This window comes from Pedobacter gandavensis (genome assembly GCF_032678465.1).
Taxonomy (GTDB): domain Bacteria; phylum Bacteroidota; class Bacteroidia; order Sphingobacteriales; family Sphingobacteriaceae; genus Pedobacter; species Pedobacter gandavensis_B.
Window position 1 is genome coordinate 191242 of sequence record NZ_JAVTSK010000003.1, and the last position, 22074, is coordinate 213315.

The 22074-nt window shown below is 39.9% G+C and carries 18 protein-coding genes; 12 read left to right on the top strand and 6 right to left on the bottom strand.

Going from position 1 to position 22074, the window contains the following annotated elements:
- The first annotated feature begins 17 nt into the window (after nucleotides 1–17).
- The 3 genes from R2Q94_RS06985 to R2Q94_RS06995 all read left to right on the top strand — a co-directional run bounded on the left by R2Q94_RS06985 (nucleotide 18) and on the right by R2Q94_RS06995 (nucleotide 5055).
- Nucleotides 18–3305, top strand: coding sequence for a tail fiber domain-containing protein (locus R2Q94_RS06985; protein WP_316820731.1), 3288 nt, complete (start codon nucleotides 18–20; stop codon nucleotides 3303–3305).
- A 66-nt stretch (nucleotides 3306–3371) separates the two neighbouring features.
- Nucleotides 3372–4133 carry a gliding motility-associated C-terminal domain-containing protein gene (locus R2Q94_RS06990; protein ID WP_316820732.1) on the top strand — a complete coding sequence of 254 codons (762 nt, stop codon included), beginning with the start codon at nucleotides 3372–3374 and terminating at the stop codon, nucleotides 4131–4133.
- 16 nt (nucleotides 4134–4149) lie between these two features.
- Nucleotides 4150–5055, top strand: coding sequence for a PorP/SprF family type IX secretion system membrane protein (locus R2Q94_RS06995; protein ID WP_316820733.1), 906 nt, complete (start codon nucleotides 4150–4152; stop codon nucleotides 5053–5055).
- Nucleotides 5056–5166: 111 nt separating this feature from the next.
- Here R2Q94_RS06995 and R2Q94_RS07000 read toward each other — a convergent pair whose 3' ends face one another.
- Both R2Q94_RS07000 and R2Q94_RS07005 read right to left on the bottom strand, forming a co-directional pair.
- Nucleotides 5167–5649 carry an N-acetyltransferase family protein gene (locus R2Q94_RS07000; RefSeq protein WP_316820734.1) on the bottom strand — a complete coding sequence of 161 codons (483 nt, stop codon included), beginning with the start codon at nucleotides 5647–5649 and terminating at the stop codon, nucleotides 5167–5169.
- A gap of 45 nt (nucleotides 5650–5694) precedes the next feature.
- On the bottom strand, nucleotides 5695–6495 hold the full coding sequence (locus tag R2Q94_RS07005) for a PAS domain S-box protein (RefSeq protein ID WP_316820735.1): 801 nt from the start codon (nucleotides 6493–6495) through the stop codon (nucleotides 5695–5697).
- Nucleotides 6496–6715: 220 nt separating this feature from the next.
- Here R2Q94_RS07005 and R2Q94_RS07010 point away from each other — a divergent pair, with 220 nt between their 5' ends.
- A complete protein-coding gene (locus tag R2Q94_RS07010; RefSeq protein WP_316820736.1) occupies nucleotides 6716–7633 on the top strand; it encodes a DUF6268 family outer membrane beta-barrel protein in 918 nt (305 codons plus the stop codon).
- On the opposite strand, the gene R2Q94_RS07015 is transcribed toward R2Q94_RS07010, so the two are convergent.
- The 3 genes from R2Q94_RS07015 to R2Q94_RS07025 are packed head-to-tail and all read right to left on the bottom strand — an operon-like array spanning nucleotide 7630 to nucleotide 10050.
- On the bottom strand, nucleotides 7630–8373 hold the full coding sequence (locus R2Q94_RS07015; RefSeq protein WP_316820737.1) for a LytTR family DNA-binding domain-containing protein: 744 nt from the start codon (nucleotides 8371–8373) through the stop codon (nucleotides 7630–7632). The two genes, R2Q94_RS07010 and R2Q94_RS07015, sit on opposite strands and share 4 nt — an antisense overlap.
- Nucleotides 8360–9433 carry a sensor histidine kinase gene (locus R2Q94_RS07020; RefSeq protein ID WP_316820738.1) on the bottom strand — a complete coding sequence of 358 codons (1074 nt, stop codon included), beginning with the start codon at nucleotides 9431–9433 and terminating at the stop codon, nucleotides 8360–8362. The genes R2Q94_RS07015 and R2Q94_RS07020 overlap by 14 nt, the downstream gene beginning before the upstream one ends.
- Nucleotides 9434–9459: 26 nt before the next feature.
- Entirely contained in the window at nucleotides 9460–10050 is a 591-nt protein-coding gene (locus R2Q94_RS07025) for a porin family protein (protein WP_316820739.1), read from the bottom strand.
- A 216-nt stretch (nucleotides 10051–10266) separates the two neighbouring features.
- On the opposite strand from R2Q94_RS07025, the gene R2Q94_RS07030 reads away from it, so the two are divergent.
- From R2Q94_RS07030 to R2Q94_RS07065, 8 genes are all read left to right on the top strand, one after another.
- Complete coding sequence (locus R2Q94_RS07030; protein ID WP_316820740.1) at nucleotides 10267–10854, top strand: sigma-70 family RNA polymerase sigma factor; 588 nt, start codon at nucleotides 10267–10269, stop codon at nucleotides 10852–10854.
- Between the two features lie 101 nt (nucleotides 10855–10955).
- Nucleotides 10956–12035, top strand: coding sequence for a FecR family protein (locus tag R2Q94_RS07035; RefSeq protein WP_316820741.1), 1080 nt, complete (start codon nucleotides 10956–10958; stop codon nucleotides 12033–12035).
- 42 nt (nucleotides 12036–12077) lie between these two features.
- Complete coding sequence (locus R2Q94_RS07040; protein ID WP_316820742.1) at nucleotides 12078–15494, top strand: SusC/RagA family TonB-linked outer membrane protein; 3417 nt, start codon at nucleotides 12078–12080, stop codon at nucleotides 15492–15494.
- 32 nt (nucleotides 15495–15526) lie between these two features.
- The gene (locus tag R2Q94_RS07045; protein WP_316820743.1) at nucleotides 15527–16936 is read left to right on the top strand and encodes a RagB/SusD family nutrient uptake outer membrane protein; all 1410 of its coding nucleotides are present in this window, start codon (nucleotides 15527–15529) and stop codon (nucleotides 16934–16936) included.
- 17 nt (nucleotides 16937–16953) lie between these two features.
- Complete coding sequence (locus tag R2Q94_RS07050; RefSeq protein WP_316820744.1) at nucleotides 16954–17730, top strand: DUF4843 domain-containing protein; 777 nt, start codon at nucleotides 16954–16956, stop codon at nucleotides 17728–17730.
- A gap of 19 nt (nucleotides 17731–17749) precedes the next feature.
- Nucleotides 17750–19243 (top strand): PKD-like family lipoprotein, encoded by a 1494-nt coding sequence (locus R2Q94_RS07055; RefSeq protein WP_316820745.1) that lies wholly within the window; start codon nucleotides 17750–17752, stop codon nucleotides 19241–19243.
- A gap of 117 nt (nucleotides 19244–19360) precedes the next feature.
- Complete coding sequence (locus tag R2Q94_RS07060) at nucleotides 19361–20626, top strand: thioredoxin family protein (protein WP_316820746.1); 1266 nt, start codon at nucleotides 19361–19363, stop codon at nucleotides 20624–20626.
- Complete coding sequence (locus tag R2Q94_RS07065; protein WP_316820747.1) at nucleotides 20626–21606, top strand: pepsin/retropepsin-like aspartic protease family protein; 981 nt, start codon at nucleotides 20626–20628, stop codon at nucleotides 21604–21606. The genes R2Q94_RS07060 and R2Q94_RS07065 overlap by 1 nt, the downstream gene beginning before the upstream one ends.
- Before the next feature lie 46 nt (nucleotides 21607–21652).
- On the opposite strand, the gene R2Q94_RS07070 is transcribed toward R2Q94_RS07065, so the two are convergent.
- Nucleotides 21653–21901, bottom strand: a complete 249-nt coding sequence (locus R2Q94_RS07070) for a hypothetical protein (protein ID WP_316820748.1) — start codon at nucleotides 21899–21901, stop codon at nucleotides 21653–21655.
- Between the last annotated feature and the right edge of the window lie 173 nt (nucleotides 21902–22074).

A 22074-nucleotide genomic window follows, 5' to 3' on the forward strand; every position in this document is an offset into this window, starting at 1 on the left:
GCACAATGGATTTTGGAATGAGAAAAGGTTTTTTATATGTAGTCATATTGACAATCTCAAGTGTATTTTATGGCTTTGACAGTAAAGCCCAGACACTACTGAGTGGTAGATTTTATATTAGTGGCGCCTCAGAAACGCCTACTACCGCAAATTCGAACTATTCGATTGAAGGTACATTTACTGATCCTGCTTTTATTTTTTCCGTATCTGAAATTCTACCTGGGGATATGATTGCCGATTTTGCAGGACAAACCTATAGAATCGATAAAATTGTAAGTATTACCGGGGGAAAATTAACAGTTGATGTCACTTATTTAAGAGGAGCAGCTTTTGATTATTTAACTTATCCAACAGCCTATGCAATGGGAACATTGTTTAGACCAACTGCTAATGGATATCCCTTAGGAACATTTGATCCTGAGTATGCGAACGATGCTTTAAAAATAGCCGTTATGAATGCCGCAATTCAGGATATCGATAAAGACATACGGGCATTCAAATCTGGTACAGATGCAGAAATTCCTACTAATCCTAAATTCGGAGATATTTTCTATAATGTAACCGATAAGAAACTTTACGCTTTTACAGAAAAAGGTTGGGTCAATTTAGGTGGGGGAGTCATCGCGAGTGGAACCAAATCAGAGTTCCCAAATCCTGCAAAAGCAGGAGAGATGTTTTTCAATAAAGACGATAACAATACCTATATCTATAATGGGGCATTATGGTTCAAAATCTCTACGAACGGCTCTACACCAACTGGAAATACGAATCCTGATCCTTTAGTTGTAAAGGTGAGAGAGGGAGATTTGTTTTACAACCAGGCAGATCATAAACTTTATGTGTACAACAAGACCAGTTGGGTATCGGTAGATAATGTGCTAAACGAAGGCCATATCTTTGTCGGAAATGCTTCAAGTGAAGCGGTATCTGTTCCTTTGTCGGGTGATGCAACCATCAGCAGTGCTGGGAAATTGACCATTGGTAATTTGGCCATCAGCAACGAAAAACTAGATAAATCCAATATTCCATTCAGTGGTTTCGGTTTCCCATTAGCGGATGTTCGTATGGGAAATGGAACCAATAATTTTGCGATCAAAAATCTGAAAAGTCCTTCTGTGGCAACCGATGCAGCAACCAAGGGCTATGTGGATGATTTGTTTAAGGATCCAACAGCTCTGGCATTGCCAAACAATAATTTTTTCGTAGGTAATACTTCCGATGTGGCTACTGCAACGCCAAAGAACCTGATCCCGATTTCAGGATTTGATAAAGCAATGGAGCATGTATCAATGGGGGTAAGCGGAGCAGGTGCGAAGTATAAAATCATCAACCTGGCAGAGCCTACAGATCCACAGGATGCAACAACTAAGAATTATGTAGATACCAGACCCATTAATCCTAATAAAATTACGCTTACAAAAGGAAGTTTATTAATTGGAAATGATTTGAATGTGGCCAGTCCGATCCTTAAAAATGCGGTTCCAATTACCGGATTTGGCGCCCCAACTGCCGACTTTTCTATGGCCGGTTTTAAGATTAGCAACCTGAAAGCACCGGAAACGGAACTGGATGCGGTGACTAAAAAATATGTAGATGAAAAACCCATTGCCGCTTCTAGTTTAACACTGAGCACAGGAAACCTTTTTGTAGGGGATGTGAATGGAAAAGCTGCGGATGTTTTAAAGAGTACGATTCCTATAAGTGGATTTGGCGCTGCCGCAACTGATGTATCTTTTGGCGGTTTTGTATTAAGTCATCTCGCCGATCCTAAGGTGGAAACAGATGGAGCAACGAAGAAATATGTAGATGCTTTGTTCCAGAGCCCTGCTACACTTTTATCGCTTCCGGAAGAGAATATGTTTGTTGGAAATGCAACTGGAAAAGCAACAGCAATTCCTAAGATTCAGATCCCTTTGAGTGGTTTTGCCAAGCCAGTTGCGAATATTGAAATGGGTGATGTAACTACGCAGTTCCAGATCAATTTTATGGCGGATCCGAAACAACCACAGGACGCAGCAACGAAAAACTATGTAGATACCAAAGTTGCCAATCCCGCAGCAATGACATTGCCTACTGACCATATCCTGGTAGGTAATGCGGTTAATAAAGCAGACGCAGTAAAAAAATCTGCCATATCATTGAGCGATTTTGCAAGCCCAAAAGCAGACATTTCTTTCGGTGATGGAACCACTAACTTTAAATTAACTAACCTTGCTGATCCGGCATTGGCACAAGATGCGGCGACTAAAGCTTATGTAGATTCCAAAACGACTAAAACTCCTGAAGGACCAACGGCACCAACCGGCGCAGTGGCAGGAGATACATATTACAATACCACAGATCAGCACTTATATGTTTACAATGGAACGGACTGGATTCCGATGGACAATAAACTGGACGAAGGCAATCTGTATGTAGGGAATGCAAAAGGTATCGCCACTTCAACCCTTAAAACTGCAGTTCCATTGAGTGGATTTGGTGCAGCAGCAGCAGATGTGCTTATGGGTGGATTTAAATTATCAGGACTCTCAGAACCGGCGGTAGGGCAAGATGCAGCTACAAAAAATTATGTAGACACGAAAACATTTGTAGCAGGAGCACTTCAACTAGGCAAAGACAATTTCCTTGTTGGTGATGTAAATGGTAAAGCCTCTGAAATTGCAAAAACAGCCATTTCATTAAGCGGTTTTGCTGCGGCAGGAGCAGATATTGAAATGGGTGGATTTAAGTTGAGTAATCTTGCTGATCCAATCACAGCATTCGACGCGGTAAACAAACAAACATTAGAGGCAGGATTAACTGCTGTATCAGCTGCTGCAAAGGACAATCTGGGTAACCATACCGCAATTGAAAATATCAAGCTTGGTGCAAATGCGATCAGTGCAGATGGGGGAGCCGGAAAAGGAGCCACTTTTGAAGCAGATGGAAGTGTCATCTTTGCGCAAAGCCTAACCATACGTCAGAATTTTTATACACCATCTGATCGTAGACTAAAAGATCATATCGAGACACTGAGTTCAACACTTCAAAAGATTGATCAGATCAGGGGAGTAAGGTTTGTGTATAAAGACCAGAATAAATATGCGACAGGTCCGAAAATCGGGGTGATCGCACAGGAGTTACAAAAAGTATATCCGGAAATGGTCACTGAAGGTAAAGATGGTTTTCTGAAAGTAGATTATACTCAATTGACGGGAATCCTGATTCAGGCCGTAAAAGAACAACAAAAAGAAATCGAAGAGCTGAAAATAAGAATGAATAAGCAACAAGAGCAAATCGATCAGATTCTTAAAAAATTGAACTAGGATCATGCCTTATCTGCGCTGATCAAAAACTAATCCCCCCTTTCTAAGGGAATAAATGATAAAATAATGAAGAAAATAATCTCCTCACTTGCCCTTGGTTTTCTGTTGCTACCAGTAGCAGAATTGCAGGCGCAGTTAAAAGTGAATTCAGATGGTCTTTTTATTCAAAATGGAACTGTATTCAGTACGGATGGCTTAACATTAGTTCCCGCAAATGATTGGAGTATGAAAAATCTGAGCATTAGCAAACAGCCCAATGTGGTGATCTTTCCTAAGTACAATAGTATCCAAAGGATGTACAGATTTAGCAAACCTGTAGATTTTGAAGGAGAACTGGCGCTGAGTTATGAGGATGTGGAACTGAATGGCAACGAAGGTAAAAATCTGGTATTGGCATATTCCCCTGTAACCAGTAACAATGCTAAAGACTTTATCCAGGTAAAAGAAAGCGTGGCCAATGCGGATGGACGATACATTGGTCAGCTGTTTACCAAAGCCATTCTCCTTTCAGATATCACCGCAGTAAGTATGCTGGCTTCGGCAATTAAACCTTATAGCGAGCTGGAAGCAAATAATATGATCACTCCTAATGGAGATGGTAAAAATGATACCTGGATTGTTAAAAATATCCAGCTCTATCCAAACAATGAGTTGAGAATTTTCGATCGTGAAGGAAGGGTGGTATTCACGATGTTTGGCTACGACAATTCCTGGGATGGGATGATTAATGGGGTGCCGCTTCAGGAGGACACCTATTATTATATCCTGACCATCGATTCAGGAAAAGGTAAAAAAACAGGATTTATTTCTATAGTAAGAGACAAATAATCAGATAAAATTGATCATGATGAAATTAGTAGTGCGGAGGATTTTAGCAGGCGGAGCTTTAATGGTGGGACTTTTCAATGTGGCGCAGGATGCGCAGGCTCAGATCAGACCTTTGGGAGGCCAGTATTATGAAAATCAATACCTCAGTAATCCGGCATTCGCTGGGATGACGCAGGGATTAAATGTAAATATGGGTTATCGTAACCAATGGAGATCTATTCCAGGATCACCTGTAACGATGTCTGTAACCGGTGATTATCGATATGAAAAGGTAGGATTAGGACTTTCCGTATATAGCGATAAGGCAGGCTTAATTGGCCGTACCCGTGTGATGGGAACTTATGCCTATCATTTGTCTTTAAATGGTGATAACAGAAGCCTGCATTTCGGTGTTTCCCTGGGCATGATGAAAGAAAAGCTGGATAACAACAATATTGTTGCTGCACCAGACGATATCTCTGCACAGAATTTTAACCAGCGTAAGGCATTTGTAGATGGTGATTTTGGGATTGCATTTACCAACGAAAGATTTACCCTACAGGGTGCTTTACCTAATTTGAAGAAATTCATGCAAAAAGACGATCAGAATACGGTAGATGGTTCTACCTATTTTGTAGCTGCCTCCTATAAAATCGGAACGAGTCTGGATGTGGTTTCTATAGAACCAAAGATTAGTTTCAGAGGGGCAAAAGACATCGATAACATCTGGGATATTGGAACCAACGTTAAGCTGGAAAATAACATCATTTCCTTTTTAGGGATGTACCATAGCGACAAAAGTTCTACGTTTGGTGTAGGTGTCAGTTACGATAGATATGTGATTCAGGGATATTACACCAGTCAGCTGGCCGGAGAACGACAACGTACAGGAGGAGACTTTGAGATCAACCTTAAAATTAAGTTGTTCAACGAAGGAAAATAAATCAGCTTCCATTTGATCCATGATCATGAACCATAAATAAAAAAAGCGTTGAACCTTCATAAGGTTCAACGCTTTTTTTATTTATGGAGCGTTAAATTCGTTTTTCAGGATTTAAAGGCTGACTTGCCAATAGCTTACATCTACCCATTTATTGAATTTATAACCAATCTGGCTAAGGTGAGCTACTTTGCTGAAACCTAATCTTTCATGCATTCTTGTGCTCTTTTCATTTGGCATAAGAATCCCTGCAACAATGGAATGAATTTTCATCTCACGTAGTTCTTCCATCAACTTTTTGTAAAGTGCGGTTCCTGTACCTTTATCAATCGCTTCAGGATCCAAATAAATGGCAGTGCTCACTGTAAAACGATAGGCCGGGTTTTCTTTCCAGGCGGTAGCATAACTGAAACCTAAAACTTTTCCTTCTTTCTCATAAACAAGACAAGGGTATTTGGAAAGTACAGGAGCCAGTTTATCCGCAAATTCTTGCGAATTCAATGCTACTTCGTCAAATGTAAGTAGTGTATTTTCCACATAGTGATTATAGATCTCCCTCATCGGGTTAAGATCTGATGGTGTAAACTGCCGGATCATTTTAAGGAAATTGTTGGTTTGATGCTGGGATCAAAGGTACATAATTTATTTTACAGCCGCCGCTTCATTGATCTGATGAATGATAAGATCCAGGTTGACAGCGCTTTGGTGGAGGTATTTTATGAGTTCTTGCTGTTCTTCCGCATTTTTTTCTTCCATAAGTAACTCTGATAGGGCCAGAATAGAAGCGACTGGCTTCCTGATTTCATGGGAATTAAACCAGGATACCGCCTTTAATTTTCGGTGTTGCTGAACGATCAGGTCTTCTCTGTCCTTGCTGTCGTCGATGTTATTCTCGACAGAAAGATAGCCTTCTAAGCTACCATTTAAATTGAACATAGGAGAAAGGTTGAATTGAGACCAATAGGCTTTTCCACATTTGGCATAATTGACCAATTCGCCGCTGAAAAATTCCCGGTTTTGAATAGCCTTTGCCAATTGACAGACCACCTCCTGATTTGTTTCCGGGCCATATAAAAGACTGGCATGTGTTTTTCCAAGAGCCTCTTGTTTGGTATATCCTGTAATGCTCACAAATGCGCGGTTTACCCAGGTGATGTTACCGGAAATATCAGACATGATGATCAGATTATTCATTTTGTCGACAATATCCGCCATCCGTTTATTGTCTGCCTTTACTGTTTTTTCCCTTTCCTTATTCATCAGGTAATACAAAAGATAGCCAGTTCCCAGAATATAAATGATCCCTTTTAAGGATGCAACATACCAGGAAATTTCAGGTACAAATTCCGAAGCAAAAGAAAGCAGAAGGTAGTCACTAGATGTGATCCAAAAAATACCAATAACGATATAAATGATAGGAATTCTATAGTTTCTTGTCTTCAAACGGTTGATATGCTTTGGAATAAATCAGGATAACTCTCTCAGCTGCAAATGTATTAAAAAAATGAAACTCGGGTTAAATTTCTGATAATCTTATTGCATAGTATAAGGTGATGCCAGTTGTCAACATGAAAGTGCCACTGGTCAATATTATTTCTGTAAGGATCATATCCTGACGTAATTCGCCGGATAATTTATTTAATCATTGATACAGAAAAACATTATGAAATTTCTTAATTACGGCATTATTATTCTGATTGCCCTGATCAGCGGACTAGAGAGCAAAGCACAGGAACTGTCAGGCTTCAGATTGAAAGCAGAATACATTCCACTATCCAGATATATTCCCGAAGGTAATGCGGGGAAAACAGCGCAAAAAAGTGATATGAAAAGGATAGAAGGAGGCATTGGTATTCCTTTGTCTGTGAAAATGGATTCCCTGGGCAGAGCCAAAGTATGGGCGGTAAGCCTGGGTGGTTCCTATGCTAAAATTAAAAATCAGAATTATGATGTACAATTGTTTCCAGACGAGCTGCTCAATGCGAGTGTAGGTCTAATGCACCTGCGTCCATTGAGCAAAAGCTGGAACATGTTATTTATGGCCTCTGCAGGAGTGTATACGGATATGAAAGATATTTCCTCCAAAGACATTCTTGTGATGGGAGGAGTGATTTTTATTAAACAGTTTAATCCCAATCTGGCCCTGGGCGTAGGTCCTGTAGTCTCTAATACTTTTGGTGTGCCTATGGTGTTGCCTGCCATCTTTCTAAACTGGAAAACCAATGGAAAGTTCCAGGTAATGGTCAATTTCCCTGAAAAAGTAGAATTAGCCTTTAAAGCCAGCGAGTCTATTAAATTGAAAGCAGTAGCTGAGGTCAGCTCTATGACAGCTGATGTAGGTAGAAAAGACGAAGCATTGTTGTCCTATCTGCAGGTGATTTCGGGATTTCAGCCTGAATTTAAATTAAGTAAATCATTATCATTACAGCTGACCGCAGGCGCTTCATTGTACCGTTCGATGGAATTTACCAGCCGAAAGTTGAAAGATTTCTTTAAAGAGCAAAAAAAGGAAAATCCTCCGCATTTTGAGACCACAGCATATGGAGCTGTTGGTCTCAAATGGAATTTTGGAAAGCCTTAGCGGCTGATGAGTTTATTGTAAACGATCTCCTTTAATATATCCTCTCTTCGGTGTCGGGAAATAGGCAACTCATGGTCCCCTATGAAAATTCGTCCTCCCGACACTACATCAATTTTAGAGATATTAACCAGATATGATTTATGAATCCTGAAAAAGTGTTCAGCGGGCAGTATCTCTTCCAGGGAAACTAAGGTTTGATGAATGATCAATTCCTGATCAATAAATTTTAGTTTCGCATAATTCTGCATACCCTCCACATACAGGATATCCGCCCACTGGATTTTCTTAAAACTATCTTTTTGACGTACAAATAAATAAGGATCCATCGCTTGAGGCTGTTTTTGTAAACGTTGCAAATGATGCAGTTGACGTGCCTTGGTAGCCGCCTGATGAAAACGCTGAAATGGAATCGGCTTTAGCAGGTAGTCTACAATTTGTAGACGATAACCTTCCAGCGCATGCTCTGAATAAGCAGTTGTAAGAATCGTTAATGGTGGGTTTTCCATGGATTCCAGTAATTCTAAACCTGATAAGTAAGGCATATTGATGTCCAGAAATAAGAGGTCTACCTGGTTTTTATGGATGAAATCCGAAGCTTCCATTGCAGTTCCACAAGAACCTACCAGTTGCAGGAAATCTACCTGCTCTATGAAATCTTTAATTCCTGCGCGGGCAATGGGTTCATCATCTACTATCAGGCAGGATAAGGGCTGGTCTATCGCATTTTTAGTAACCGACATAATTTACCTTTCGATCTAATTGAATAACTAAAACAACTTTAAAATGGGCATCTGTGCGTGTAATTTCCAGGTCATGATGCCCTGGATAAAGGATCAACAAACGTTTTTGTACATTTTCCAGGCCAATCCCGCTATTTTCATTTTTGCGGGCAGGTTTTGGAGAGTTTGAATTCTCTATGATGAAGGTCAGTTGTTCATGCTCCTGATTTAAGGACAAACGGACAAAGCCTCTTTCAGACGGCAAACGGGAAACGTGTTTAAATGCATTCTCTACAAATGGAACGAGCAAAAGCGGGACAATGTCCCGCTTTCCATTTGTAATGTTCCATATACAATCAACCTGAAGTTCTTCCCCCCAGCGAATTTTTTCTACGGAGACCAGGTTTTTTAAATAGCTGACCTCCTTTTCCAATGGGAGTGTTTCCCGGTTACATTCATACAACTGATACCTTAGAATGTCTGAAAATTTGATCAGTAAAGTAGAAGCAAGATCTACATCTTTTTTCATAAGAATATGCAGGTGATTCAGCACATTGAACATGAGGTGAGGATTAATCTGATCCTGTAATATCCTTAGCTGTGCTTCCAGATGCGCCTGTTGTAACAAGGTATGTTTTTGCGCCATTTTATAATGTTCCTGATAAAACTGAAAACCACAAGTAGAGCCAATGATCAGTAAAGCAGAAGGAATGGTCCTTAAAAATACCACCAGATAATCCTGATGCTGTTCCAGCTGAGCGGAATTGTCATACTGGGTGCCATGAATGATGAGCCAATAGGTGCCATAGAATAATCCCGATATTGTGGCGGTTAAAATAACCGTTGCAATAATTGCCTGGGCAACAAAAATCTGCATTTTCCCTTTTCTTAAGGCAATCGGTAATAAACCATTACTCAAAGTATGGGAGATCAGTGCCGAACAGAAGACCGTAAGAATCGTGGTTCCTGAAGTATCGAGTAAGGGGAAGTCTCTTTTCAATTGAGACCATAAAGTAAAACCCAGTAAGATCCAGAAAGAGGAAATGAAAACCAGGGGTTTATTGAAATGGAATTTTTTCATTATCAGCTTAATGTTAAAGCACTGGATTAAAAAATCAGGAATCCAACACTTGCCTGAAAGGATTTAGGACGGGATTTGAATGTTTTATCGATGTCCGTTAATGCACCTTCATAACGCAGGTCAAAAGTAAGCTTTCCTACATCAATTCCTGCACCAGCCTGATAACCCACATTGGATTTGTTAAACTCCCTGAATGCAGGATTGATTTGTTTAAAGATGGAACTCTTGTCGTTTAAGGTATAGCTATAAACAGCTCCTCCAAATATCCTCAGGTTCATTTGCTCAGTACGTAGAATTTTGTAACCCAGTACTAAAGGAAGATCCAGACTCGACCATTTTGCCTTTTGATGAATTGCGGCGTCATTTTCCAGCTTACCTGATTTTTTGCTGTACAACAATTCAGCCTGTAGATATGCTGCAGCAAGATCTACTCTGGCCAGGGCACCAGCCGAAAATCCGGTCGAATATTTACCTGAAAGGCCCGGAGCAGAAAGTGATAGTTTGCTATAATTAGCGCCGGCTTTTAATCCGATATGTACCGGACTGTTTTCTTGTGATTTCGCAGTGTTTGCCAGCATCATTAAAGCGATTGCAGGCAGTAATAATTGTTTTTTCATTTGAATGATATTTAATGTTTAACTCCGGAAGATTCCAATGAGGTTCCTCTTCCCTTATGCTGCAAAAAGGAGGATAAATCAGAAGTAATGGAAAATAATTTGATGAAGGGTATTGGAGCTTTGACCATTGGTAAACATGCTACTATGCTAAATTTATTTCAGGGTAAAGAATTAGAATAGTAGATTGCAGTCTTAAATTATAAGAAGCGCTGAATCATGGCTGTGATAAATGGACCCCAACCAGAAGTAACCCTATCGGACGATATTTACGTATTGTATCAGCAGCATTATAATTACCTGGTTTTTGTAGGTTTAAAAAGTGGACTGGATCTATGTGCGGTAAAAGACCTGATCAACCAGATCTTTTTGGGCTTCCTGGAAAAAGGGACGGATTTTAGTCAGGTCAGCAATGTGAAAGCTTATATCTCGACTACCTTTCGCCGGAAACTTATTGACAGCTACCGTTCCTCCCAGAAATATAAAATGGAATCATTGGATGAATTCTCTGATGCCTGGTCTGAACCTTCCACAGAAGAGCGTTTACTCAATAGTCAGGCCCTGGAAGAACTGAAAGAAAAGCTATCCAGGATATATGAAGGTTTACCAAGACGTTGCCAGACAGTTATATTTTTAAAATATTATGAAGGATTGAGTAATGAGGAAATTGCAGAAAGGAGCTCATTAACCATCAGGAGTGTGTACAACAATTTATTCGAAGGAATTAAACGGATGAGAGAAGAAATGGTTAAAGAGAACTTGAGTCCTAAGGACCTGAGTATTTTTATGACCCTGATTTTTGTGTAGATTTTTATTGATGATTCTGGTTTATTTATTTTTTAAAAAAAATCAAATATTGGTTGGTAAAAATTAAAGCTGATTCCGTCTAGTAGGAAAGCGCCATACGAATGTATACTATAGAACAACTTATTTTAGATCAGACCTTTCTCAATTATTGTTATAAAAGCAATGCCCAGGATATACTGACCTGGGAAACCTACGCCGCTGTATCTCCGGAAAATAAAGCGACACTCGATGAAGCCTGCAAGATGTTGTTCGCTTTAAATCAAATGCTGAAAAGCCGTGAGGAGAAACTGGCTCTGGAAGAATTTAAGCTTCTGGCATTGGCACAACAATCACAGTTATTTGTTCCTGAAGAATCCGGAGCATCCAATCAGGAGGGCGAATTGGTTCCTCTATACAAAAAACCGTCGTTTGTCCGCATTTGGTATGCTACTGCTGCCGCAGTTTTACTGGTAATGGGAATTACTTTATTCAACCAGTATCAGGAAGGACAACAATCTGATCTGGCTTTAAGAAAAGAACAGGCAAAATATCAGGTTTTTAAATCGCCATTAGGAGAAAGAATGACCCTGACATTAGCTGATCAGTCAAAGGTTATTCTAAATGCCAACAGTACACTTAAAGTACCACATGGCTATAATAAGGACAATCGGAAAGTAGTTTTACTTGGAGCGGCATATTTTGACATCAGTCCGAATGCTGAACTTCCTTTTATGCTGGAAACTTCCGATATGAAAGCAACTGTATTGGGAACCAGCTTTTACATGCGCGCTTATCCTCATGAATCAGGACAACAGGTGGAACTGCTAAGTGGAAAACTGAAAGTTCAGAAGGCCTATAATTCAAGCTTGGACAATCAGCCGGAAATCCTGCTCCCAGGAGATATGGTGATGTTGAACAGGTCTGTAGATCTGATGGAAAAGGAAACTTTTGATATTCAACAACGTCAATCCTGGATCAAAGGGCAACTCAAATTTAAAGAAACCAGCTTTAGAGCAGTGGTTACTGCTTTGGAAGATTGGTATGGTGTGCCTATTGAAATCATCGGACAACAAAAGTCGGCAGGTAAATTTTCCGGCACCTATGAAAACGAATCTTTAGAACGGGTCCTCAACATGTTCTGTTTTGCGACCGACTGTACATTCAAGATAGAAAAGGAGAAAGTCATTCTCCGTTTCAACTAAATAAATTCAACCAACAAACCTACAACCACCACTTCCCAAATTATGAAAGAAAATCTAGTCGCTATGCTGCGGCATGGGATAAAACCCTGCTGCAGGATCAGTATGCACTGTATTGCTGTCTTCTTTTTTGTCTTTCTGCAATCCGCAGGAGCACAGGAAAAGAAAAACCTTAGCTTTAATAACAAAACTATTGAACAAGCCTTTCGTCAGATAGAACAACTGTATCAGGTAAAATTCTATTATAGCACGATTAAGCTGAACCCTCAGGAAAGGATCAGCTTCCCAAAAAAGAGCCGCTCTATTGAAGATGTTCTGGCTGAGTTGGAAATGAAGGTATTCCTGAAATTTAAACAAGACGGAGCGATGATTGCCGTGAAGGCTAAAATCGCTGAGATCGAAAAACAAACCGGTGCAGTTAGTCTGCAACAGATCAATGGAACTGTAATTGATCATTTGAAGAAACCTTTGCCAGGTGTTTCTGTCCGTGTTAAAGGAGATCCTTCCAGGTCAACTGTTTCAGATAGTAATGGAAAATACCAGATCCGCGCAGCCGAAAAGGAAGTCTTGATCCTTTCCTATATTGGTTTTGTTCGTACAGAAGTGACTGTAGGAAAGAATTCCAATATCCAGACCATACTGAAAGAAGATGTTTCTGAACTGAATCAGGTGGTAGTAACGGGGATTTCCGATCGTAAAAAGGAGACCTATACAGGAAGTTCTACTACATTTACCGGACAGGAATTGATGAAACTCAGTACTGGAAATATCCTTCAGGGATTAGGTTTGCTGGATCCTTCCTTCCGGATTATTGACAATAACCTTGCCGGCTCAGATCCAAATGCTTTGCCAAATATTGAAATACGTGGAGGAAATAACCTTACCGAGAATTACGCCAGTGGCGATTTACGCTCCACTTTTTACGGAAACCCCAACCTTCCACTCTTTATCCTGGATGGTTTTGAAACCTCATTAGAGCGCATCGTGGATTTGGATATGAACAGAATTGAATCTTTAACTTTATTAAAAGATGGATCTGCAGCAGCCATATATGGAACAAGATCTGCAAATGGGGTAGTGGTTATCGTGACCAAATCTCCGGCAGCTGGAAAATTGAGGGCTACATATGCTTTAAGTTCCAATATGGTCATTCCAGATCTTAGAGATTACAATATGTTGGATGCAACCCGTTTACTCGAGTTTGAAGAAAGGGTAGGTTTGTACAGTTCGTCTACTCCCTCCGAACATATTTCAAGGCAGAAACTTTATAATGACCGACTGGCCTTTCTTAAAGCGGGAACAAATACTTATTGGCTTTCTCAGCCATTAAAGACCGCTGTAGAGCAACGCCACTCTTTAACCTTAGATGGAGGAGATCAGGCCTTTAAATATAGCGTGGGATTCTCTGCCGCTTTTAATCCGGGAGTGATGAAAGGTTCATCCCGAGACAACTATCAGGGAAATATGCTTTTTAATTACAATACTGGGAATTTTCTCTTCAGAAACGATCTTCAGATTGCAAATACAAAAGGAACAGCTTCACCTTATGGTAGTTTCCAGGATTTTGTTAATGCCAAACCCTATTTCCCAATTCCTGGCGAAGGTGGTGCAGGCTCTCCTTTTTTATATGAGACTTTTAAGAATGGGCTTAGAGATCAGTTTATAATCAACCCTTTATACAATGGGACAATTAATACCCAAAGTATAAGTCAGTATACAGAGATCATTAATAATCTATCTTCTGAATGGAAAATCAGTGACGATTTTCGTTTGAGAGCAACAATAGGAATCAACAAACGATTGTCAGATACCAAAGATTTTAGACCAGCAGAACACACTGCATTTGCTGGAATTACGCCTGATATGGCATCATATGCCCTACGTGGTGACCTGAATGTGTCCAACAGTAAATCTTTTGGTTATGAGGGTTCCTTATTTGCAACATTTAGTAAATTAATAAATGAAAAACATAGCTTTTACCTGTTGTCTGGCTTTAATGTGAAGGAATCAAATTCCAGTATCATGCGGATTACTGCTCAAGGTTTTCCCAATCCTAAAATGGATGATCTGGCCTTTGCCAAGCAGTATAAAGAAAATACCAGACCTGATGGTCTGGATAATACCAGTAGGTTAGCAGGTTTCCTGGCTACATTTAATTATGCCTACGACAGTCGATATTTTGTAGACTTATCTTTCAAGCTGGATGGCTCTTCACAGTTTGGATCAAATGAGAAATATGCTCCGGTCTGGTCTGCAGGATTGGGTTGGAACTTATACAAGGAGTCTTTTATTCAGAAACTCAATTTCTTTAGCAATTTAAGGATCACCGCTGGGATTGCCGAAACTGCCAGTCAGAATTTTGCGCCTTATCAGGCGATGACGAAATACAAGTACAATACGGAGAGTATTTATGATCAGGATTTCGGTGCGGTTATTCAGGGTTTAGGTAATGCCAACCTGAAATGGCAAACTACGCGTCAGAAGAAAGTAGCGATGGACTTTGGCTTGTTCGCAGGTCTATTGAATATCAATTCAGAATATTATTGGAAAAGCACTTCCAACCTATTACAAAGTGTAACTCTGGCACCATCTACAGGTTTTGCGAGCTTTACCGACAACATAGGATCAGTGCAGAATAATGGATTTGATATCCGTGTGAATTTAAGGGTTTTACAAGGTGGACCAAACAAGGCGAGACTGGGTATCTGGGCAAATATGGGGGCCAATAAAAATAAAATCTCCAAAATATCTGATGCCATGAAGCAACGGAATAAGCTCATTCTTGATGATTTGCAATTTAATTACGACAAAGATTTGGGAGGAGTTTCGACATTACCTCCTAATATTTTTGTGGAAGGTGCTTCCAGGTCTGCAATCTATGCCATTCGTTCCCTGGGGATTGACCCTGCTACCGGAAATGAAATTTACCAATACAGAGATGGTAGTATCGGAACAGAATGGAGAGCTGCCGAGCAGGTTGTTATTGGTGATGAACGTCCAACACTTTCCGGGGGATTAGGGGCTAATTTCGCTTATAAAGGCTGGGATGCGGTTGTAGCCGGAGGGTACTCTTATGGAGGTTACCTCTACAATTCTACGCTGGTTTCTAAGGTTGAGGATATTGATGTCTCTGAGTATAACGTAGACGAAAGGGCTTATGAAGCAAAATGGACCCGCCCCGGTGATGAAGCAAAATATAGTGGTTATTCCAGTATCAACGGTGCGAACAGGGTAGGTGCAACTTCCAGATTTGTACAGAAAAATAATTATTTAACGATTTCTGCGATTACCCTGGGTTATACTTTTAACAACAGTCCTTTCATCAAGCGTCTGAAGATTCAAAATCTCAGATTGAACCTGAGCATGAATGATATTCTCCGGATTTCTACCATTAGGATAGAACGTGGTACAATGTATCCTTTTGCGCAGCGGATCTCATTTGGTGCAAACATTACTTTATAATGGTCTTATTACTTAAAAGATATTTTAACAAAATGAAACAATTCAAATATGGCTTTTTACCTTTCTTGTTGTTGGTATTGACAATGAGCTCCTGTAAAAAGTGGTTGGATGTACAGCCAAAAACAGAAATGAAACAGGAAGAGCTTTTTGCAAGTCAGCAGGGCTTTAACGAAGCGATGGTAGGTGCTTATGTTACGATGACGAAAGATGCAGTTTATGGAAGAGAGCTAACTTATGGAATGTTGAGCGTAATGGCTTCTGACTATTCTGTGAACAGCTCCTCAGACCTGGCCATCCGTTACCTGAAACCAGTTGAGAATTTCAACTATGAAGTCAGTCAGTTCCGTGGGATGATCGACAAAGCCTGGTTACAACAATACAATACCATCGCGCAGGTCAATGCTATTTTGGAGCATATCGATGCTAAAAAATCAATTTTTTCAGGCCATAATTATGAATTGATTAAAGGTGAGGCACTGGCTTTAAGAGCTTATATTCATTTTGACTTGTTGCGGATGTTTGGTCCATCTTATCCGCATGCCGGAGATACAAAATACATGCCGTATGTAAAGACTTATGGTAAGGAAAGTACGCCCTTTTCTTCAGTGGCAGAGGTCATCAATCTGGCATTGGCTGATCTGGATCAGGCAGAAGAACTGATGCGTATGGATGATTTAGGCCCGACTGGCGGTCCGGACCGTCAGATCAGAATGAATATTTATGCTGTAAAAGGACTTAAAGCAAGGATTTACCTATATATGGGTGATCACATCAGGGCCTTTCAAAAGGCAAAGGAAGTCATAGATGCCAAAAAAATCAGGTTACGTTTAGCAGGAGCAGAAGTCAATACAGACCGCAGCTTTCATGCAGAACACCTGTTTGCCCTTTTCAGCGATAAATTTGAGAAAACCGCAGAATCGAATTTCCTGCCAGGTACAGGATTAACCACAACAACGCCTTATTACTTTACACAGGAATCAAAAATTACCACCAATATATTCAGGAATCAGCCAACTGATATTCGTTTTAAAGCACCGATGATGTTAGGAGTAAAAGGTTATCTGGTTCCTCATAAATACCTTTATGAAGATCTGGCAGGGGCTAGTACTCCATTGGTCTTAAAAAGAAATTATATTCCATTGTTGAGGATTTCAGAACTGTTTTATATCGCAGCAGAAGCGGCAGCAGATCAGCAAACAGGATTGGAATACCTGAATCAGGTTCTGGCTAGTCGTGGATTGTCGCCAATTGTCAGCACCGAAGATTTACAGGCAGAAATCGCAAAAGAATATCGCAAAGAGTTTTTTACAGAAGGCCAGACTTTCTTCTATTATAAACGCCTGAATGCAGGCCGTATTGAAGACAGTCCTGTGTTAGAAATGCAGGCAAAAACCTATGTCTTCCCATTACCGGAAGATGAAAAAATTTACGGAGGAAAATAGTCATGAGAAATAATTTTATGTCAGTAAAGAATTTAAGCTGGGCAGCTCTGGGCCTTGTGTTGTCGTTTACCTCCTGTACAAAAGAGGAGGTGAAATTTTATGATGGAAAGGATCGAATACAATTTTCCAGATTAGGATCGGGAACGGCTTCTGGTTATCTGGATAGTGTCGACTTTTCATTTGCAGCTAAAGGAGCGATTCTGGCGGATACGATGTTTTTTCCGGTAGATGTGACGGGTAGAGCTGCTTCGCAAGACCGGGAGTTTAAAGTCGAGTTGGTTGCGAATGAATCATTGGCTATACCCGGACAGGATTTCGAGTTTGGAAAAGGAGTTATTAAAGCAGGGAGTTTTAAAGGTGTTTTTCCATTGATTCTGAAAAACACTAAGGATCTGGAAACCATTCGTAAAACGGTGACTTTTAAACTCGTTGGTAATGATGCTTTTGAGCCTGGAATTGGCAGGCAGTTAAAAAGTAAAGTGGCTTTCTTTAATTTTATGGTGAAACCGCTGGATTGGGATTTGAGAATGACACGTTTCTTTGGGGTGTACTCTAAAACCAAGCATCGTTTTATTCTTTATCATCTGGGTTATCCCGAAATTAATTATGCGGCAACATTGGCACTCGAAGATCCGTCCAGGTATATCTTTGGTGGTACGAAATTCGCTTATTTTCAATTGAAGTTACGTTCACTGCTGGACGATCTGAATTCAGGCACATTAAAACCTGCTGCCGACGATCCGTTTACTTATCCTTTAAAAGATGAAAACGGGTTAAATATCATATTCCCTTAACCTTCTTTAACTAAAAAAAATGAAACGATTTTTTAACCACTTGCTATTCATTCCGTTGGTAGGGCTATTGTTTGCCTCCTGCTATAAAGATAAAGGGAACTATGACCTTAAACCGGTGAATAGTATTAGCCTGGAAGGGCCAGCCTATAGACCTGATAATTATTCTTTGGTTCAACTGGATTCCCTGAAAATTACACCAATAGTTAAGTTTACCGGCGACAGTACTCAATTGCAATACAGTTGGAAATTGATTCCTGTAAAGGCAAAAATGGGCGACACGACTATTAAAACAGTTTCTATACAAAGGAACTTAAATTATGCGATCAGGGTTCCGATTGGTGAATACATCATTCAACTGGAAGTAAGGGATCCAGGAACTTCCCTGGCAAGAAGTCAGACCTATGGCTTGAATGTGCGCGCTAAAGCTTCACAAGGTTTTTTAGTGCTGAACGAAAAAGCTGATGGTTTTCAGGATATTGATGTGATTTTAAACAATACGAAAGATGAAGTTTTTTATGGGGCTTTTTCGACCAATAATAGCATTCGTTTAAAAGATGCAACATCCCTGAGCATGATACAATCTTTGGCCAATGCCTCCGGCTTGTTGTATGTGTTCATGAAAAATGGTGGATATACTTTACTCCCTAGCTTTGGTCTGTTACAGCAAAGCCCGGCCTGGTTTTTTTATGCACCGGAAGCTTATGCGCCTACAGTGATGTATCAGGACTTTTCCGGTATGAACAATTATGTGATCAATAACGGAAGTTTGCATACGACTACAGGTAGTAGTACACCGTTGATGTTCGGTTACCGCGCTTCTGGGAATTATAAAGCATCCAAGTCTTTGTTAATGAGTAGTTATGCGTTTATATATGACGATTTGAACCACCGTTTCCTAAAATTCAACAAACCTGCAGGAAAAATGATGCCGATCACAAGAAATCCTGCAGATGCGTTTAATGTGGACGATATCGGGGACAAAACCTGTTTGCTTTTTGATCACAATATGCCAACTGGTACTGCACCCTCCGCTACAAATTTTGGTAGTTTAAAACCCATCGCCTATGGTAAAGACAACCAGACAGGGAAAACCTTTGTATATAAATTTGGTTTTTATAAGTCATTGGTTACTTATTGTGAAAGTGTCAAAGAAGTGACAGCTCCAGGTTTTTCTTCAGCTACGGCTTATGCGAATGCCAGCAATAATCCACTCACTTATTATGCGGTCGACAATAAAATATATGTCTATGACTTTAATAATGATGTTGCAAGAGTGGTCTATACATTTGAGCAAAGCAATGTATCTATTGATCTATTGATGACTAATGGTGCACAGTTTTTGGCAGCAGTAAACAGCAAGACTGAAAAGAAGGGATCAGTGTATTTCTTTAAAGTTGATCCTTCAGGAACTTTCAGTAATCAGACTTTTTTCTCTAAGTATGATTCTTTTGGTAAAATTCTGGATATCGAATATAAATTTAGTTCTCTGAATCCCAGTGTAACCTGGAAATAATTATACGCTCCAATCAGCCTGGAGAAGCTCCCCCTTCTTCGGGTTGGTTATTTTGAGTTCAAAATCAAAGAAATCATCTTCCAGTAGCTAAGCGCTGCTGAGCAAACGAAAAAAGTTATGAGAAAATTATTAGTGGTGATCATCAGTATGATCACAGGAACGAGTTATAGCCAGGGCATTAATTTTGAAAACCTTCCAGGATGGAAAGAAGTGCTGATGAAGGCTAAAAATGAAAATAAAGCAATTTTTGTAGACGCTTTTACCACCTGGTGCGGGCCATGTAAACAAATGGACAAAGAGGTGTTTCCAAAAAGCGAAGTCGGCGATTTCTTTAATGCCAATTTTATCAGTTTTAAGCTGCAAATGGATCAAACAAGCAAGGATGATGCCTTTACCAAACTTCGTTATGCAGATGCGAAAATGTTTGAACAAACTTATAAAATCACTTCTTATCCTTGTTATTTATTCTTTGATAGCGAAGGTAAGTTGATTCATAAAGCAGGAGGTGGTGGATTAAAACCTGCTGCATTTATTGAAATTGGAAAAGAGGCACTTGATCCAGGCAAACAGTTACTTTCCTATAAAAGAAAATATCTGGAGGGCTATCGGGAAACGGAGTTTTTAAAAACTTATGTATATAAACTCGCGGCAGCTGGAGATCCCCAATTAGGGACGGTGGCTGATGAGTATCTGCTGTTGCAAAAGGATCAGTTTTCTTTGGAAAGTGTACAAATGCGTATGTTCATGACTACGGGTTCTGATAGTAAGTATTTTAGAGTCTTACAGAAAAATCAGGACAAATTGGCTGCGGTACTAGGTGTAGAGAAAGCTGGCAGGTACCTGAAGAAAGTGATCGATGCAGAATTGATGTCGAGGGCTTTGAAAGTAGGAGTAGGACCAGATCAAAAGAAAGTTTATCAGGTAGATGAACCGGGCTTATTGGCTTATCTCGGACAATTTTACGCAGCGGATACGGCTGCATTCCTGGCCGAATTTCATGCAGTGACCGTTTGGAAATTGCTGGATCAGCAGAAAGCCTATCAACTTGCAAAGAGATTGGTTGCCCATCATAGAAAACAATTGAATCCTATTCAAACTGCACAAATCACATTAATTATTGCCGGAAAAGGAACAAATCAAGACGATAATAAACTGGCTTTATCATTGTTGGCTTTGCAAGCGGATCATAAAGATTTTCAGGTGCAACAAACGCTATGCAAGTTGTATGCTTACAATGGGCTACAGGAAAAAGCCTTGTTTCATGCCGGACTTGCTTTGAGCGAAGTCCGTAAAACCAGACCAAATTACCCAAATATCAGTCCGGAAGAGTTCCTTACGAGAACTTTGTCCGCTAGTCCTACACCTCAAATCATCAGTAACTAATGTATCTATTAACTTTAAATTTTTGGAAGAAAAGTCTAATCTTTATGCTCCTATGCTGCTTTGGATCTGTCTCTAAATCTTTCGCCATTCATGATTTTATCAATTCCTTTCGGAAGCCAGCTGTCCTGGGCTTAAAAAGCAGTGCTGCAGAGGTATTGCCCAAAGAGATTCGTTCCCCTTTTAAATTTATTGGAGGGTTAATGTATGTTGTGGTGCAGGTGAATGGAGTAGAGGGCTTGCTGTTAGTAGATACAGGAAGCAATGGTTTTATCCTGTTGAATTCAGATCATTTTAAAACGGAAAAGACCGATCAACAGTTGAAAGGAATGACATCAGAAGTGTCGATAGAAAGGGTTGCTATAAATAGCTTAACCTGGCAAAACCTAAAACTGGAAAAACAATACCTGCCCGCAGTAAAGCTCAGTCAGCTAAATCAGGGTAGTTCAGAGAAGATTCTTGGTCTGATCGGAAGCGCTTTTTTCAAATCATATCAACTAAATTTTAATTTTGCCAGTCGCGAAATGGTATTGAGTAAAGAAGGGATAGAAGAACCTAAATTGAAAGGAATTGCGCCCACGATCAGTATACCCTTTGCTTTATTGAATAATTTTCCGGTGGTGGAAGTCCGTATTTCAAATCAGCCTTATCGTTTTATTATGGATACGGGAGCTACCGACAACATTATGGACCTTAGTCTGGAAGTTTCTGCCGGTAAGGAATGGCAACAAACCCAAGAAGTGCAAATGGTTGAAGGTTCTGGTAATACCGGAAAAGTAAGACGTGGAAAGCTCCGGAACATGTGGATTGGCGGCTTAAATATGCAGGGGATAGGTATGGGCTTACATGCCATGCCAGCTTTTGATGAGCAGATGCAGGTATCCGGTATTCTTGGCTTTCAATTTTTGAAATACTTCTATGTTCAGATCAACTACATTGAAAATACAATGAAATTTTATGATATGGCCATGCTATTGAAATAAGTTAATTCCTGGTTAATGAACTGAGTATCCAGAAATGCTGGCAGGCTTATCCAGTCGTCGCCTCTTTGTAAGGGATTTCAATTTCTTTAACCAGGGAATACTCTTTGTCTTCATATTTCCACTCCAGACTGAGTTTCCATTTTCCTTCATCCATTCCATCAAGGGAGATCTCCAGAACTCCATCCGAATCACTTCTCAGGTATTTGATAATTGATTTTTTTTTAATCTTATCCTGATTCAGAAAGAATACCTTCACCGCTACCTGATGATCAAAACACATGTTAATCTTTGCCATGGCACTCGTTGGTTTTACTTAAATAGATTTTTATAGTAAAGCTTATTAAAAGAACGTTTTTTAAGGAATATTGTTTTGGGCTTTACGCTTAGTTGTAAAACTAAGCTGAGGTTTTAGGGATTGGTTTTGATATTATATAAATCTTTCCCGAAATCCTATAAAACTCTTCCTAT

Bases quoted from the DNA above. Each gene is read 5' to 3' on its own strand.
- R2Q94_RS07060 (WP_316820746.1), top strand. From the start codon at position 19,361: ATGAGAAAATTATTAGTGGTGATCATCAGTATGATCACAGGAACGAGT.
- R2Q94_RS06995 (WP_316820733.1), top strand. From the start codon at position 4,150: ATGATGAAATTAGTAGTGCGGAGGATTTTAGCAGGCGGAGCTTTAATG.
- R2Q94_RS07015 (WP_316820737.1), bottom strand. From the start codon at position 8,373: ATGTCGGTTACTAAAAATGCGATAGACCAGCCCTTATCCTGCCTGATA.
- R2Q94_RS06985 (WP_316820731.1), top strand. From the start codon at position 18: ATGAGAAAAGGTTTTTTATATGTAGTCATATTGACAATCTCAAGTGTA.
- R2Q94_RS07070 (WP_316820748.1), bottom strand. From the start codon at position 21,901: ATGGCAAAGATTAACATGTGTTTTGATCATCAGGTAGCGGTGAAGGTA.
- R2Q94_RS07010 (WP_316820736.1), top strand. From the start codon at position 6,716: ATGAAATTTCTTAATTACGGCATTATTATTCTGATTGCCCTGATCAGC.
- R2Q94_RS07050 (WP_316820744.1), top strand. From the start codon at position 16,954: ATGTCAGTAAAGAATTTAAGCTGGGCAGCTCTGGGCCTTGTGTTGTCG.
- R2Q94_RS07020 (WP_316820738.1), bottom strand. From the start codon at position 9,433: ATGAAAAAATTCCATTTCAATAAACCCCTGGTTTTCATTTCCTCTTTC.
- R2Q94_RS07035 (WP_316820741.1), top strand. From the start codon at position 10,956: ATGTATACTATAGAACAACTTATTTTAGATCAGACCTTTCTCAATTAT.
- R2Q94_RS07045 (WP_316820743.1), top strand. From the start codon at position 15,527: ATGAAACAATTCAAATATGGCTTTTTACCTTTCTTGTTGTTGGTATTG.
- R2Q94_RS06990 (WP_316820732.1), top strand. From the start codon at position 3,372: ATGAAGAAAATAATCTCCTCACTTGCCCTTGGTTTTCTGTTGCTACCA.
- R2Q94_RS07065 (WP_316820747.1), top strand. From the start codon at position 20,626: ATGTATCTATTAACTTTAAATTTTTGGAAGAAAAGTCTAATCTTTATG.
- R2Q94_RS07055 (WP_316820745.1), top strand. From the start codon at position 17,750: ATGAAACGATTTTTTAACCACTTGCTATTCATTCCGTTGGTAGGGCTA.
- R2Q94_RS07030 (WP_316820740.1), top strand. From the start codon at position 10,267: ATGGCTGTGATAAATGGACCCCAACCAGAAGTAACCCTATCGGACGAT.
- R2Q94_RS07040 (WP_316820742.1), top strand. From the start codon at position 12,078: ATGAAAGAAAATCTAGTCGCTATGCTGCGGCATGGGATAAAACCCTGC.
- R2Q94_RS07000 (WP_316820734.1), bottom strand. From the start codon at position 5,649: ATGATCCGGCAGTTTACACCATCAGATCTTAACCCGATGAGGGAGATC.
- R2Q94_RS07025 (WP_316820739.1), bottom strand. From the start codon at position 10,050: ATGAAAAAACAATTATTACTGCCTGCAATCGCTTTAATGATGCTGGCA.